The 14120-nt window shown below is 72.0% G+C and carries 14 protein-coding genes; 8 read left to right on the top strand and 6 right to left on the bottom strand.

Going from position 1 to position 14120, the window contains the following annotated elements; genetic code table 11:
• Positions 1–119: 119 nt before the first annotated feature.
• Positions 120–722, bottom strand: a complete 603-nt coding sequence (gene grpE, locus OF380_RS07185; RefSeq protein WP_264050087.1) for a nucleotide exchange factor GrpE — start codon at positions 720–722, stop codon at positions 120–122.
• Between the two features lie 100 nt (positions 723–822).
• Entirely contained in the window at positions 823–3612 is a 2790-nt protein-coding gene (locus tag OF380_RS07190; RefSeq protein ID WP_264050088.1) for a [protein-PII] uridylyltransferase, read from the bottom strand.
• A 238-nt stretch (positions 3613–3850) separates the two neighbouring features.
• On the opposite strand from OF380_RS07190, the gene OF380_RS07195 reads away from it, so the two are divergent.
• The 4 genes from OF380_RS07195 to OF380_RS07210 all read left to right on the top strand — a co-directional run bounded on the left by OF380_RS07195 (position 3851) and on the right by OF380_RS07210 (position 7172).
• Positions 3851–4339 (top strand): hypothetical protein, encoded by a 489-nt coding sequence (locus OF380_RS07195; RefSeq protein WP_264050089.1) that lies wholly within the window; start codon positions 3851–3853, stop codon positions 4337–4339.
• Positions 4340–4522: 183 nt separating this feature from the next.
• Positions 4523–5668, top strand: coding sequence for an acyltransferase family protein (locus OF380_RS07200; protein WP_264050090.1), 1146 nt, complete (start codon positions 4523–4525; stop codon positions 5666–5668).
• 143 nt (positions 5669–5811) lie between these two features.
• A complete protein-coding gene (gene rpiA, locus OF380_RS07205; protein WP_264050091.1) occupies positions 5812–6519 on the top strand; it encodes a ribose-5-phosphate isomerase RpiA in 708 nt (235 codons plus the stop codon).
• 68 nt (positions 6520–6587) lie between these two features.
• On the top strand, positions 6588–7172 hold the full coding sequence (locus OF380_RS07210) for a DUF2059 domain-containing protein (RefSeq protein ID WP_264050092.1): 585 nt from the start codon (positions 6588–6590) through the stop codon (positions 7170–7172).
• A gap of 31 nt (positions 7173–7203) precedes the next feature.
• Here OF380_RS07210 and OF380_RS07215 read toward each other — a convergent pair whose 3' ends face one another.
• Together OF380_RS07215 and OF380_RS07220 are read right to left on the bottom strand one after the other, a co-directional pair.
• On the bottom strand, positions 7204–8577 hold the full coding sequence (locus tag OF380_RS07215) for a PleD family two-component system response regulator (RefSeq protein ID WP_264050093.1): 1374 nt from the start codon (positions 8575–8577) through the stop codon (positions 7204–7206).
• A 154-nt stretch (positions 8578–8731) separates the two neighbouring features.
• Positions 8732–9112, bottom strand: a complete 381-nt coding sequence (locus tag OF380_RS07220) for a response regulator (protein ID WP_264050094.1) — start codon at positions 9110–9112, stop codon at positions 8732–8734.
• 74 nt (positions 9113–9186) lie between these two features.
• Between OF380_RS07220 and OF380_RS07225 the strand changes: the two genes are divergently transcribed.
• On the top strand, positions 9187–9489 hold the full coding sequence (locus tag OF380_RS07225) for a DUF3572 domain-containing protein (protein WP_264050095.1): 303 nt from the start codon (positions 9187–9189) through the stop codon (positions 9487–9489).
• 95 nt (positions 9490–9584) lie between these two features.
• Positions 9585–9992 (top strand): DoxX family protein, encoded by a 408-nt coding sequence (locus tag OF380_RS07230; RefSeq protein ID WP_264050096.1) that lies wholly within the window; start codon positions 9585–9587, stop codon positions 9990–9992.
• Between the two features lie 7 nt (positions 9993–9999).
• Here OF380_RS07230 and OF380_RS07235 read toward each other — a convergent pair whose 3' ends face one another.
• The gene (locus OF380_RS07235) at positions 10000–10689 is read right to left on the bottom strand and encodes a class I SAM-dependent methyltransferase (protein WP_264050097.1); all 690 of its coding nucleotides are present in this window, start codon (positions 10687–10689) and stop codon (positions 10000–10002) included.
• Complete coding sequence (locus OF380_RS07240; protein WP_264050098.1) at positions 10686–11288, bottom strand: hypothetical protein; 603 nt, start codon at positions 11286–11288, stop codon at positions 10686–10688. Before OF380_RS07240 ends, OF380_RS07235 begins: the two co-directional genes overlap by 4 nt.
• A gap of 101 nt (positions 11289–11389) precedes the next feature.
• Here OF380_RS07240 and OF380_RS07245 point away from each other — a divergent pair, with 101 nt between their 5' ends.
• Positions 11390–12589: a DNA topoisomerase IB gene (locus OF380_RS07245; protein ID WP_264050099.1), complete on the top strand. Its 1200-nt coding sequence runs from the start codon at positions 11390–11392 to the stop codon at positions 12587–12589.
• Positions 12590–13074: 485 nt separating this feature from the next.
• Positions 13075–14082: an SDR family oxidoreductase gene (locus OF380_RS07250; protein WP_264050100.1), complete on the top strand. Its 1008-nt coding sequence runs from the start codon at positions 13075–13077 to the stop codon at positions 14080–14082.
• Positions 14083–14120 lie beyond the last annotated feature (38 nt).

Below are 14120 nucleotides of genomic sequence, written 5' to 3' on the forward strand. Positions count from 1 at the left end.
CACTCGCAGCACCGCCTCATCCCGGGCTCGCCGGCGGCATCCCGGAATGGCGGCGTGGTGACGTCCGCCGTCCCCCTCCCTGGACGGTTAGGGGTGGTGTCGCGCGTCGCGCCGCCGGCTCAGGCGGCGTCGGCCGGGGCGGCGGTCGGCTTCGGGCCGCCCTTGGCGACGCCAACGAGCGCCGGGCGTAGGACGCGGTCGCCGATGACGTAGCCGGCCTGCATGACCTGCACCACCGTGCCGGCGGGAACCTCCGGGTCGGGCACCTCGAACATCGCCTGGTGGCGGTTGGGGTCGAAGCGCTGGCCCTTGGGCTCGATCAGCTTGACGCCGTGGCGCTCCAGGGTCTTGGCGAGGTCCCGCTCGGTGAGTTCGATGCCGTCGATCAGCGCCTTGAAGGCGCCGTCGGCCGCCGTCCGGTCCGCGTCCGGGATGCTCTCCAGGGCGCGGCGGATGTTGTCGGCGGAGTTCAGGAGGTCGCGGGCGAAGTTCGTGACCGCGTAGGCGCGGGCATCGGCCACCTCGCGCTCGGTGCGCCGGCGCAGGTTCTCCATCTCGGCCAGCGTGCGCAGGACGCGGTCCTTCAGCTCGTCGCGCTCGGCCACCAGGGGGGCGAGGGCGTCGGCCTGGGCCTCGCCGGAATGGTCCGCCTGCGCGGCCCCTTCAGTCTCCTCGACCGCCTGGGCCGGGTCGCGCCGCTCGTCGTGCATGTCGTTCGCCATCTTGGATTTTCGTCGGGAAGGGGGTGTCGGGATTGGCGCTGATATCAGGCGGTGACGCCGTGAAATCAAGCGCGCGCGGCCTCGGACCCGCCGCGCGGGCTCAGGCCTCCCGGGGCGGCGGCGAGTCGATCAGCGCGTGGAGCCCCTCGGCGCGCAGGGCCGCCACGTCGCTGGCGAAGACCTCCATCACCGCCGCGCGGATCGCCACCTGGCGGTCGGGCTGCGTCACCCGGGTGCCGGTCAGGTCCGTCACGTAGAACACGTCCACCGCCCGCTCGCCGAAGGTCGCCACATGGGCCGAGGTGATGTTGAGGCTGAGCCGGCTCAGCGCCGTGGTCAGCTCGTAGAGCAGGCCGGGCCGGTCGAGGCCGGTGATCTCGATCACGGTCTCGCGGCTCGAGAGGGCGTTGTCGATGGCCATGTCGGGCGGCACCAGGAAGGTCGGCGCGCGCTCGCTCGGCGGATGCCGGTCGGCCACGAGGTCGGCGATGCGGATCTCGCCGCGCAGGGCCTTCTCGATGGCGGCGGTGATGCGCCCGGCCCGGCGCAGTTCGTCCTCGTCGCGCTCGAAGGCCCGCGAGACGAAGATCGAATCGAGGGCGAAGCCGTCCGTGGTGGTGAAGATCTGCGCGTCGACGATGTTGCCCCCCAGGGCCGCGCAGGCCCCGGTGACGATGGCGAGCAGGCGCGGATGGTCGGGCGAGTAGATCGTCAGTTCGGTGACGCCGCGCACGGGATCGGTCTCGGCGGCGGTGGCCACCGTGCGCCCCTCCGCCGTCAGTGTGCGGATGAAGCCGGCGTGCTTGAACTGGCGCGTGGTGTCCACCTTGAGCCAGTAGGCCTGGTTGTGGCGGGCCGCGTAGGCGTCGAAGGCGTCCGAGTCCCAGCCGGTGAGCTGCTCGCGCAGGGCCATCTGGATCAGCCGCACCCGGTCGGTGCGGGCGATTTCGGAATGGCCGCCGGAGAGCACCACCTCGGTCTCGTCGTAGAGGGTGCGGATCAGGGTGCCCTTCCAGGCGGTCCAGACGCCGGGCCCCACGGCCTTGATGTCGGCCACCGTCAGGATGGTGAGGAGCTTCAGGCGCTCCAGGGTCTGGACCACGCCGGCGAACTTCTCGATGGTTTTCGGGTCGGAGAGGTCGCGGCTCTGGGCCGTCATCGACATGAGCAGGTGGTGCTCCACCAGCCAGGCCACCATCTCGGTCTCGGCCGGGGTGAGGCCGAAGCGCGGCCCGAGCTTCTCGGCGATCGCCGCGCCCGCGATGGAATGGTCCTCCGGGCGCCCCTTGGCGATGTCGTGCAGGAGCACCGTGACGTAGAGCGCGCGCCGGTGGCTGATCGTGTCGATGAGCCGGCTCGCCAGCGGATGCTCCTCCTCCGTGCGGCCCGATTCGATGCTCGTGAGCACGCCGATGGCGCGCAGCAGGTGCTCGTCCACCGTGAAGTGGTGGTACATGTTGAACTGCATCATCGCGACGATGCGGCCGAAATCCGGGATGAAGCGGCCGAGCACCCCGGCCTCGTTCATCAGCCGCAGGATGGTCTCGGGCGAGTTCTTCGAGGTCAGGATGTCGAGGAAGAGCCGGTTGGCCTCCGCGTCCGCCCGCAGCGACGGGCCGACGAGGCGCAAGGACCGGTTGGCGGCCCGGGTGGCGTCGGGGTGGATCGGCAGGTTGTGGCGGTCGGCGAGCCAGAACAGCCGGATCAGGTTCACGGGGTCGCGGCTGAAGGCGTCGCTGCCGCGCAGGTTGATCCGGCCGTGGTCGTCCACGAAATCCTCCGCCTCGATGGCGGTGGCGCGGAAGCGGTCGCGAAAGCGCCCGATCCAGCGGTCGAGCACCGGCGTGCGCTTGGCGTGGCGGGCCTCCAGCGCCGCGCAGACGATGGCGGTGAGGTCGCCGACCTCCTTGGCGATGAGGAAGTACGCCTTCATGAAGCGCTCGACGCCCGACAGGCCCCCGCGCGGCTCGTAGCCGAAACGCTCGGCGATGCGCGGCTGCAGCCCGAAGGACAGGCGCTCCTCGGCCCGGCCAGTGACGAAGTGCATGTGGCAGCGCACCCGCCACAGGAGTTCGTCGCAGCGCTCGAACACCCGGTACTCCTCCGGGGTGAACAGGCCGGCGGCCACGAGTTCGGTCTGGTCGCGCACCCGGTAGGTGTATTTCGCGATCCAGAACAGGGTGTTGAGGTCGCGCAGCCCCCCCTTGCCGTCCTTGACGTTGGGCTCCACGAGGTAGCGCGAGGCCCCCGCCTTGGAGACCCGCGCGTCGCGCTCGCGCAGCTTCGCCTCCACGAATTCGGGCGCGGTCCACATCACGAGTTCGGTGTCGAAGCGGGTGACGAGCTCCTCGAACAGCGCGCGGGTGCCGAACAGGTAGCGCGCCTCGAGGAGCGAGGTGCGGATGGTCATGTCGGCGCGGCCCTCGCGCAGGCACTCCTCCACCGAGCGGGTGGCGTGGCCGACCTTCAGCTTGAGGTCCCACAGCACGTAGAGCATCGCCTCGACGACGCTCTCCGACCAGGCGGTCTGCTTGTAGGGCAGCAGGAACAGGAGATCGATGTCCGAGCCCGGCGCCATCGTGCCCCGGCCGTAGCCGCCGGTGGCCACCACGGCGAGCTGCTCGCCGGTGGAGGGATTGTCGTTGGGGTAGAGCCGCCAGACCACCGCGTCGTGGATGGCGCGGATCACCGCGTCGGTGAGCTCGCTCAGGCGCCGGGCGCAGGCGATGCCGTCGCGCTCCTCCAGCAGGCGCGCCTCCGCGTCGGCGCGCCCGAGTTCGATGACGCGCCTCAGTTCCGGCACCAGCACGGCCCGCAGCCGCGTCGCCTCCCGGGCGTCGCGATCGAGGTTCTTCAGGATGTCGTTCAGGGCGGCGACGGCGTCGAACATGATCCATCCCGTTAGCATGTTGGCGAGGCGACGCCAGCGGGATCACGGAACGCGGGGACGCAGGGCCGCCGGAACCGCTCCGGTTTCGCGCGCCCGCCCCTGGTCGTGCCGCGCGCGCTGGTGACGGGACGGCGGCGGATCCCGGAGTCCGGGCCACGGTTGCGCCGCAAGGGAGGGCTAGCCCTGCCCCGGGACCCCGTCGGTCCCGCCACACCCAGCCCCCGAGCGAAGGCCCGAGATGCGTCCGTCCCTGCGTTCCCTCCTGTCGAGATCCTCCCGCCCGAGCCGGGCCGCACTGGCGGCGGCGGGCTTCCTCGCGGCCCTCGGCGGGCCGGCGCTGTCGGCCGCCTTCGAGTTCGTGCCGGCGCCCCAGATCGACCTCAACCGGGTCTATCGGGTCGACACCGTGACGGGCGAGGTCACCTCCTGCCAGTACGGCCTGCGCGAGGGCGCGGTGGGCAGCGTCGGCCTCACCGTCTGCTACGGCGCGGGCGAGGGCGCGAGCGCCCAGGCGCCCTCCACCTACGGCCTCGTCGCCTCGCGCCACACCCGCGAGGCGGGCGTGTTCCGGGTCAATTACCGCACGGGCGAGATGAGCATCTGCTACGTCCAGCTCCAGAAGGAGGCGGTGGTCTGCACCGCGCAGGCGGGCCCGGGCGCCGAGGAGGCCGCCGCTCCGGGCCGCGCCGTGCCGAGCGCCACGCCGCCCCAGGGCGGGCGGCCCTGAGCGGGCCTCGCGGGAACGGTCGCCGCGCCCGGGACGAGGCGCTTCCCCCCTCGGGCTCCGGCGCCGGGCGGGGCTCCTTCAGTCCGCGTTGACGCCTCGGCGGTAGGATGGCGCGTCACCGGGGCCGTCCGCATGCCGCCAACCGAACTTACGCCGACCCGGCCGCCCGATCCCGATCGCCGCGTGATCGCCCTCGACGGCCTGCGCGGCCTGATGACGATCTTCGTCGTCATCTCGCATTACTTCGGCGAAGTGCCGAGCGGCCTGTCCGTCTTCATGGTCGGCTGGGTCGCCGTGGACATGTTCTTCGTGCTGAGCGGCTACCTCGTCGGCAAGCTGATCCTCGACAAGCGCCACGCCGCGAACTTCCTGACGGTCTTCTACGTGCGCCGGGCCTGCCGGACGCTGCCGATCTACGGGTTGTGCGTCCTCGCGATCTTCGGCCTCGTCGGCGCGATCGATCGGCCCTGGGCCCGCGCGGAGACGAACTTTCCGCTCTGGTCCTACCTCACCTTCAGCCAGAACGTCTTCATGGCGGCCCGGAATGCCGCCGGACATGCGTGGCTGAGCCCGACCTGGACCATGGGACTCGAGGAGCACTTCTACCTCGCGCTGCCGCTCCTGTTCCTGTTCGTCCCGCGTCGCCGCCTCGCCGCCACCCTCTGCGCCATCATGCTCGCGGCGGTATTCCTGCGGGCGGGAATCCTCCTCCTCGCGCCGGATTGGTGGATGACGACCCTCGTTTTCCTGCCCACCCGGGCGGATGTCCTCGTCTGCGGCGTACTCGGCGCGCTCCTGCTCGCGTCGCCACGGGCCGCGGGGCCGCGCCTGGACCTGTCCCTGCGGCTCGCCGCGCCGCTGCTGCTCGTGGCGACGTGCCTCCTGAAGCTGCTCGACGGCGAGCCGGGCATCGTCTTCCGCGCCCTCGGGCCGCTGGCCGTCTCGCTCGGATGCACGGCCTTCGTGCTGACGCTGGTGCGCGGCGCGCCCGAGGCGATCCGCTTTCGCGCGCCGAGCCTGCGCTTCTTCGGGACGACCTCCTACGCGGTCTACCTGACGCACATGCCCGTGCTCGGCCTGATGCACGGGCTCGTTCTCGGCACGAAACCCGATATCGGAACCCCGGCCCAATGGGGCGTCACCGTCGCGGCCCTGCCGGTCTGCGTCGCGGTGGGCTGGCTGCTGACGCGGCTCGTCGAGGCGCCGGTCAGCGCCTACGGGCGCACATGGCGGTGGCAAGACCCGCGGTGGCAAGATCGGGAGTGGGCCCCGGCGTCCGCGGCCCCGCGGCGGGCTTTCGAACCGGCCCCGGAGCCGGCTCGGGGGTGATGCGCGTTGGACGGACCGGCCCGGCGTGTTAGGGGCTCGGCCGGGCCTGCGGTCACTGCCGGCCACGTGTCCCGGTCCCTCCTTCCTCCGCCGAGCCGTCCCATGCCGAACGCCCTCTCCTCCCCGGCCCTCGGAGCCTCAGCGTGAGCGGGCCGGACCTGCGTCGGGCGGCGGCCGAGGTCGCCGTCGAGCTGGTGACGCCCGGCATGCGCCTCGGGATCGGCACCGGATCCACCGCCAACGTCTTCGTCGAATTGCTGGGCGCGCGCGTGCGGGCCGGGCTCGACGTCGTCGGCGTGCCGACCTCGGAGGCGACCCGGGTCGCGGCGGAGGCCGCCGGCATCCGCCTCGCCACGCTGGAGGCGATGCCCGAGCTCGACCTCACCATCGACGGGGCCGACGAGATCGACGGCAGCATGCGCCTCGTGAAGGGCGGCGGCGCCGCCCTGCTTCGTGAAAAGATCGTGGCCTTCGCCAGCCGGCGGATGGTGGTGATCGCGGATGCCGCCAAGCGGGTCGAGACCCTGGGCGCCTTTCCCCTGCCGATCGAGGTCAACGCCTTCGGGCTCGGCGCCACCCGGCGCGGCGTCGCGGCGGCCCTGAGCGCCAGCGGCTGCACGGGCGAACTCGTCCTGCGCCTGGCGGACGGCGCGCCCCTCGTCACCGATGGCGGCCACCACATCCTCGATGCCCGGCTCGGGCGAATCCCCGATCCGGAGGCGCTCTCGGCCGCCCTCTGGGCGGTGCCGGGGGTGGTGGAGCACGGCCTGTTCCTGGGCCTCGCCACCGGCGCCATCCTGGCCGAGGCGCGGGACGGCCGGGCGGTGGTGACCCGGCTCGGCACCGTCTGACAGCCTTCCTCGACGCCCCCTCGCGAACCCGCCCCCCGAACATTCCCGAACCTTTCGGAGCCTCCGCCATGTCACGCCGCTTCGTTGCCCCTCTGGCCGCCCTCGTCCTGATGGGCGCCGCCCCGGCCGCCCTGGCCCAGGCGCCCGCACAGAAGCCGCCCGCCGCCAAGCCCGGCGCCAAGCCGGTCACGCCCGCCGCCGGCCCCACCGCGACCGCGCCGGCCGCGCCCGCCTACACGGCCAACCACCTGTCCCTCGCCCGGGAGGTGATGCTGAGCTCGGGCATCGCCCGCTCGTTCGATTCGGTCATCCCGGCCTTCGGCGAGCGCATCCGCCAGGGCGCCGTGACCCGGCCGGAGCTGACCAAGGACCTCGAGACCGTGCTGACGGCCCTGGAGCCGGAGATGGAGCTGCAGAAGCAGTCGATGATCGACACCGCTTCGCGGATCTACGCCAGCCGCCTGAGCGAGGCCGAGCTCACCGAGATCGCGGCCTTCTTCCGCTCGCCGGCCGGCAAGCGCTACGTCGAGACCCAGCCGCAGGTGCTCGACGACCTCGTCGGGGCCATGCAGAACTGGACCCAGGAGGTCTCGGAATACGTCATGGTCCGCGTGCGCGCCGAGATGGCCAAGAAGGGCCACCAGCTCCAGTAGCGGATCCCGGGAGCCCGGCCGGGGCGCGCCCTCAGGCGGCGGCCGCCTCGACGCGGTTGCGGCCCGTGCTCTTGGCCCGGTAGAGGGCGAGGTCGGCCCGCTTGAGCATGTCGGCCGGCCCGAGATCGTCCGGGCGGCGCCAGGCGACGCCGATGGACACCGTCACGGCGACGGTGCCGGTGTCGCGATGGATCGCGAAGGGCACGGCCTCGATCCGCTCCCGGATGCGCTCGGCGATCCCGTAGGCGCCCTCCGCCTCGGCGTCGGGCAGGATGATGACGATCTCCTCGCCGCCGTAGCGGGCGACGATGTCGATGCCGCGCGTGTGCGTGCGGACGCGGTCGGCGAACGCCCTGAGCACCTCGTCGCCGGCCTCGTGGCCGTAGGTGTCGTTGATCGACTTGAACCGGTCGATGTCGAGCATCAGGGCGGCCACGGGACGGTTGCGCAGGGTCGCCTCGCCGAACAGCGCGCCGAGATGGCTGTCGAGGTAGCGCCGGTTGTGCAGCCCCGTGAGTCCGTCGGTGATCGCGAGCTCCATCGAGGCCTGCACGGCGCCGCGCAGGGTCTCGGAGAAGCGGCGGCGGCGCACCTGCGTGCGCACCCGCGCCACGAGCTCGTTCCGGTCGACGGGGCGCATCAGGTAGTCGTGCACGCCGAAATCGAGGCCCCGGATCACCCGGGCCCGGTCGTGGGCCTCGGCGATCATCATCACCGGCATGGACCGGGTGCGGTCGAGGGAGCGGAGCTGGCTGCACAGGCGCAGGCCGTCGAAGTCGGCCAGGTCGAGGCTGACGAGGGCGAGGTCGAACGCGCCCTCCGTGGCCAGCGTCAGGGCCCTGTGCGGGTCGGCCTCCACCGTGAGGACGTGGTGCTGGCCGAGCGCCGCCGCGAGGCGGTCGGCGGAGCCGGCGCGGTCCTCCACCAGGAGGATGGCGGCGTTCTGGCCGGTCTCCGCGGCGGCGAGCGCCAGGGGGTCGCCCATGCCGAAGCTGCGCGAGGCCATGGCGCGTGTGCGCAACTCGTCCGTCACCGCCTTGAGGCGCACGAGGCTGCGCACGCGGGTGAACAGGGCGGTGTCGTCGATGGGCTTCGTGAGGAAGTCGTCGGCGCCCGCGTCGAGGCCGCGCAGGCGGTCGGAGGGCTGGTCGAGGGCGGTGACCATCACCACCGGCAGGTGGGCGGTGTTCGGATTACTCTTGAGGCGCCGGCAGACCTCGAACCCGTCCATGCCCGGCATCATCACGTCCAGGAGGACGAGGTCGCAGAGGCCCTTCTCGCAGATCGCCAGGGCATCGGGCCCGTTCATCGCGGCGAGCACGTCGAAGTATTCGAGCGAGAGCTTCGTCTCCAGGAGCTTCACGTTCGGAAAGAGATCATCGACGATCAGGATGCGGGCCGACATCGTTCCTCGCGGGGGGTCGTTGAGAGGGCCACACGAAGCGCCCATCCGCCGGATGGTGTCGCCCTGACGCGGGCGGCGTGTCGTGGGAGGCCGGGCAGGTCGTCGGGTGACGCGGTTGTCGGATGACGAAGACGTGCGAGGGAGCCGGGCGGCCCTAGGCGGGGCGGCTGTCGCCGAGGTACTGCCGCACGGTGGCGAGGAACTTCGCCACCGAGATCGGTTTCGAGAGGTAGGCCTCGCAGCCGCCCTCGCGGATGCGCTCCTCGTCGCCCTTCATGGCGAAGGCCGTGATCGCGATGACGGGGATGTCCTTGAGGTCGTCGTCCTCCTTCAGCCACTTCGTGACCTCGAGGCCGGAGACCTCGGGAAGCTGGATGTCCATGAGGATGAGGTCGGGATGGTGGGCGCGGGCGAGCTCGATCGCCTCGATGCCGTTGGCCGTCTTCAGGGTCGCGTAGCCATGGCCCTCCAACAGGTCGTTGAAGAGCTTCATATTCAGCTCGTTATCCTCGACGATGAGCACGGTCTTCTTCATGGCCCGTTGTTCCCGGTGCGTGGACGGCCCATTGTCGTTCGACGCATGCCCCGCGAAGGAGAGTTAGCGGATACATGTTGACGAAACGCAAATCCGACGGAGCGAGCGCCTCCGCCGAGGGCCTCGCCCTGGCCGCGCTCGCCTGGATGGCCACCGACGACGAACGTCTGTTCCCCTTCCTCAACGCCACCGGCGCGACGCCCGAGACCCTGCGGGCGAGCGCCCAGGATCCCGGCTTCCTCGCCGGTATCCTCGATCATATCATGGGCGACGAGGCGACGCTGCTGGCCTGTGCCGAGGCCCTCGACGTGAAGCCGGAGCGCATCGCCGCAGCCTGGCGCACCCTCGGCCCGCCGGACTTCGACCCCGATCTGTAACAAACCGCACCCCGTTCCCGGGGGCGGGGCTCCCCGCGCACCACACGCCAGGGTATGCAAGCGGGGCACTTCACGACCCCCGGAGAACCGACCCCATGACCCTCGCCGCCGTCTCGACCGCCTGGGCGCCCCGCCTGCTCAGCGTCCTGCGCATCGTGTCGGGCCTGCTGTTCCTGGAGCACGGCACCCAGAAGCTGTTCAGCTTTCCCACGCGGATGGGTGGCGGCCCCGCCCCCGACCTGCTCTCGCTGCCGGGCATCGCCGGGTCCCTCGAACTGGTGGGCGGCACGCTGATCATCCTCGGGCTCTTCACCCGGCCCACCGCCTTCGTGCTGTCCGGCCAGATGGCCTTCGCCTACTTCCTGGCGCATGCCCCGAAGAGCCCGTTCCCGGCGCTCAACGGCGGCGATGCCGCGATCCTGTTCTGCTTCGTGTTCCTCTACCTCGCCGCCGCCGGCGCCGGCCCGTGGAGCCTCGACGCGCAGCGGCGCGGCCGGATCTGAGGGCGCCTCACCCCCTGAACCGCCAGACGCTGCTGCGCTTGATCTCAGCGTCCTCCAGGGCCCGGCTCACCGGCACGGTGTAGCTGGCGATCGGGTCGAGCCGGTCGCGGGGCAGGTAGGAGCGGCCGGGATCGCCCAGCAGCACCGTGGCGCCGCCCGCGTGCAGGCCGGAGAGCCAGTCGATGACGCGCCCGGCCAGGTCCCGCTCGTAGAAGATGTCGGCGGCGAGCACGACGGCGCTGCCGGGGTCGGTGCCGATGAGGTCGCGCGACACGGCCGTGATCCGGTCCGCGACGCCGTTGGCCGCCGCGTTGAGGCCGATGGCGGGGATCGCGAAGGGGTCGAGGTCGCTCGCCGTGACGTGGAGCGCCCCGGCCTTGGCCGCCGCGATGGCGACGAGGCCGGAGCCCGAGGCGAAGTCGAGCACCCGGCGCCCCGCCACCGCCTCCGGATGGTCGAGGATGTAGCGGGCCAGCGCCTGCCCGCCCGCCCAGGCGAAGGCCCAGAAGGGCGGCGGCAGGCCGATGGCCGCCAGCTCCTCCTCGGTCTTCTGCCAGAGCTCCGTCGCCTCGTCGGCGACGTGCAGGAGGATCTCGGGGGCGTACGGCACCGGGCGAAGCGCCGTGTTGGCCCGGATGAAGGGCACGGGCTCGAAGGCGGGCGGTTCGAAGGCGGGCGGTTCGGCGGAGACGCTCATGCCCGCGCCAGCTCCGCGTAGAGGGTTCCGGCGGCGGCCGCGAGCCCGTCCGCGCCCACCAGGGCGAGCCCGGTATCCGCCGGGTCGAGCCCGAGGGCGGCGGCGTCGGCGGGGGTCTCGCAGAGATAGCGCGTGGTCCGGGTGGCGAGCGCCCCCCGGATCACGCCGCGCAGCGCCAGGCGCGACAGGCGCCCGGCGGCATCCCCCCGCGCCGCCAGGGCCGCGAGGTCGTCCGGCTGATAGATCCGCGCCGCGACCCCCGCCATCGCGGCGGCGGTGCCGCCGACCACGATGGCGCGCAGGCCGAGGGCATGCAGGAGGTCGGCCTCCAGCGCCTTGAGGATGCCGGCGAGCTGGCCCGCCTCGTAGCCCGCCGCCATCGGATTGCGGTTCGAGGCTCCCAGCGCGAACGGCACCACCCGGGCCCCCGCCGCCTCGATCGCCGCGCGCTGGTCCGTGACCCGCGTCACCACGGTCACCGACAGCCCGGCGCCGAGGGCCGCCGGGACCAGGGGCAGGAAGCGGGCCGCGAAGGCCGCGTCGTCGGGGCTCAGGAGGACGAGGCGCCGGGGCGCGGGGGCGGGAGCGGAGGGATCCATCGCACGGGCTTTAGCACGCACCGCCCGGAACCCGGCATCCGGAACAGGCGAGCGCGCGGCCCCGTTGACGGCAAACCAGAAACGCCAGGGACGGAACCAGCATGGGCACGGCGCGCGAGGAAGAGGGCACGGTCGCCGACCCGCGCGACGCCGCCGAGGAGGCGGGCCTGCGCTACGTCGATGATACGATGCCGGGGCTCACCCGCCGGAAGAGCGGCACGGGCTTCGCCTATCGCGACGCGAAGGGCCAGCCCGTGCGGGACCCCAAGACCCTGGCGCGCATCCGGTCGCTCGCGATCCCGCCGGCCTACACGGATGTCTGGATCTGCCGCCACGCCAACGGCCACATCCAGGCCACGGGCCGCGACGCCAAGGGGCGCAAGCAGTACCGCTACCATCCCGATTTCCGCGCCGCCCGCGACCTGACGAAGTTCGAGCACGTCATGGCCTTCGCCGATGCGCTGCCGGCCATCCGCGCCCGGGTCGACGCCGATATGGGCCGCCCCGGCCTGCCCCGCGAAAAGGTGCTGGCCACCGTGGTCCACCTCCTGGAGACCACCCTGATCCGCGTCGGCAACGACGATTACGCCCGCACCAACAACAGCTTCGGCCTCACCACCCTGCGCGACCGGCACGCGCGCATCGCGGGTTCGGAGCTGACCTTCCGCTTCAAGGGCAAGAGCGGCAAGACCTGGGATCTCGGCCTCAAGGACCGGCGCGTGGCCAAGATCGTGAAGGCCTGCCAGGACCTGCCCGGCCAGGAGCTGTTCCAGTACCGCGACGGGGACGGCGCCGTGCGCGACGTGACCTCGGCGGACGTGAACGCGTACCTGCGCGAGATCACCGGCCAGGACATCACCGCCAAGGATTTCCGGACTTGGGCCGGCACGGTGCTGGCCGCCCTGGCGCTCCAGGAGTTCGAGGCCTTCGACAGCGAGGCCAAGGCCAAGAAGAACCTGCGCACCGCCATCGAGGGCGTCGCCGCGCGGCTCGGCAACACACCGACCATCTGCCGCAAGTGCTACATCCACCCCCAGGTGCTCGACTGCTACCTCGAGGGCGCCCTCCTCCTGCAGATCAAGGACGCGGTGGAGGACGAACTGCGCGAGGACCTCGACGGCCTGAAGCCCGAGGAGGCGGCGGTGCTCGGCCTGCTCCAGGCGCGGCTGGCAGAGGTGAAGGACGGCCGGGGCCGGGACCTCTCGGACCGGGGGGCTGGCAAGGCGACGCGCAAACGCGTCGGGAAAGTGGCGAAGGCGCGTGCGATGGCACCCAGTTCCCGCCAAGGCCAAGCCGCGTGATGCCAAGCCCGGGCGAGACACTCGGCAATTCCGAACATACCCAGGAGACGTCTCGGAACGCGCATAACCCTACCGCTTCTGGGGGCAGGGCGATCGCGTAGGCCGGCCTGCATGCCGAAAAGGCTCATGGAGCACACCCTCGTCCCGGGGCCGCACAGCGGAGCCCCGGTTCGCAGGCTCCCTCACTCGCAGCGGTTCTCGGATTCCCGAGGGAAATCGAGCCGGCCTCGGTCAGAAACCGTGTGACGAGGATCGGTCCACGGCGGACCTGAGGCACCAACCGGCTCCCTCTCCTGGAAGGAGAGGGAACCCGCGCAGTCCGCCAGATTTAGGGGGGACGTCAGCGTAGAAGGCACGGGAAGACGCTCAGGCGGCATCCGCGTCGAAACACGAGCCCCGTGTCGTTTGGGCACGCGCGTCCATCGGCAACGGCCTGCCCCCGAACCCGTTGGCGCAGGCTGTCGCTGAACGGGAATGTGAACATCATGAAGGTCGCGGTCGTCACCGGTGGAACCTCCGGAATCGGGCTCGCCACCGCCCACCTGTTCGCCCGGCGCGGATGGGCCGTGGCGGTGATCGCCCGCGATGCGGAGCGCCTGCGGGAGACGGAGGCCGAGCTCGTGGCCTATGGCCGTCCCGTCCTGGGGATCTCGGCCGACGTGGCCGATGCGCGGGCCGTGGATGCCGCCGCCGAGCGGATCGAGCGGACGTTCGGACCGATCCGGGCCTGGGTCAACAACGCGATGGCGACCATCGTGAACCCGGCCGACCAGATCACCCCGGACGAGTACCGGCGCGTCACCGAGGTCACCTATCTCAGCCAGGTCTACGGCACGCTGGCGGCCCTGCGCCACATGAAGCCGCGCAACCGGGGCGCCATCGTGCAGGTCTCGTCGGGGCTCGGCATCCGGGCCGCCCCCCTCCAGGCGCCCTATTGCGCGGCGAAGTTCGCCGTCTCCGGCTTCACCGACGCCCTGCGCTCCGAGCTGATCCACGACAAGGTCGACGTGTCCCTCAGCGTGGTCTACCTGCCCGCCGTCAACACCCCGCAGTTCAACTGGGCCCGCAACCGCACCGGCCACGGGCAATACGCCCCGGACCCGGTCTACGATCCGCGCCTGTGCGCGCAGGCCATCGTGGCGGCGGCCGAGACCCCGAGCCGCGAGGTCTGGGTCGGGCACAGCACCGTGATGATGGCGGCCGCCCAGGCGCTGATGCCGGGCTATGCCGACGCCAAGGCCGCCACGATGTGGTCGGCCCAGCTCACCGACGAACCCGCGCCCGACAAGGCCGGCAACCTGTTCGAGCCCGTGCCCGGCTGGGTCGGGATGGACGGGCGCTTCCGCGACCGCACCAAGGCCACGCGCAGCGCCTACTGGACGAGCCGCGACCGCGACCTGCTGGTGGCCGGGCTCACGGGCGTGGTGGCGCTCGGCCTGTTCGGGGTGGTGGCCCTGGCCCGCGCCCCGCGCCGCCTCCTGTCGCGGCGCTGAGCCCCGCCGCGCGGCCCGACCGGCAATAGGGCCGCATC

The organism is Methylobacterium sp. FF17, assembly GCF_025813715.1.
In the GTDB taxonomy this organism is placed as follows: domain Bacteria; phylum Pseudomonadota; class Alphaproteobacteria; order Rhizobiales; family Beijerinckiaceae; genus Methylobacterium; species Methylobacterium flocculans.

Bases quoted from the DNA above. Each gene is read 5' to 3' on its own strand.
- grpE (WP_264050087.1), bottom strand. From the start codon at position 722: ATGGCGAACGACATGCACGACGAGCGGCGCGACCCGGCCCAGGCGGTC.
- OF380_RS07210 (WP_264050092.1), top strand. From the start codon at position 6,588: ATGTCACGCCGCTTCGTTGCCCCTCTGGCCGCCCTCGTCCTGATGGGC.
- OF380_RS07245 (WP_264050099.1), top strand. From the start codon at position 11,390: ATGGGCACGGCGCGCGAGGAAGAGGGCACGGTCGCCGACCCGCGCGAC.
- OF380_RS07230 (WP_264050096.1), top strand. From the start codon at position 9,585: ATGACCCTCGCCGCCGTCTCGACCGCCTGGGCGCCCCGCCTGCTCAGC.
- OF380_RS07235 (WP_264050097.1), bottom strand. From the start codon at position 10,689: ATGAGCGTCTCCGCCGAACCGCCCGCCTTCGAACCGCCCGCCTTCGAG.
- OF380_RS07250 (WP_264050100.1), top strand. From the start codon at position 13,075: ATGAAGGTCGCGGTCGTCACCGGTGGAACCTCCGGAATCGGGCTCGCC.
- OF380_RS07215 (WP_264050093.1), bottom strand. From the start codon at position 8,577: ATGTCGGCCCGCATCCTGATCGTCGATGATCTCTTTCCGAACGTGAAG.
- OF380_RS07220 (WP_264050094.1), bottom strand. From the start codon at position 9,112: ATGAAGAAGACCGTGCTCATCGTCGAGGATAACGAGCTGAATATGAAG.
- OF380_RS07240 (WP_264050098.1), bottom strand. From the start codon at position 11,288: ATGGATCCCTCCGCTCCCGCCCCCGCGCCCCGGCGCCTCGTCCTCCTG.
- OF380_RS07225 (WP_264050095.1), top strand. From the start codon at position 9,187: ATGTTGACGAAACGCAAATCCGACGGAGCGAGCGCCTCCGCCGAGGGC.
- OF380_RS07195 (WP_264050089.1), top strand. From the start codon at position 3,851: ATGCGTCCGTCCCTGCGTTCCCTCCTGTCGAGATCCTCCCGCCCGAGC.
- OF380_RS07190 (WP_264050088.1), bottom strand. From the start codon at position 3,612: ATGTTCGACGCCGTCGCCGCCCTGAACGACATCCTGAAGAACCTCGAT.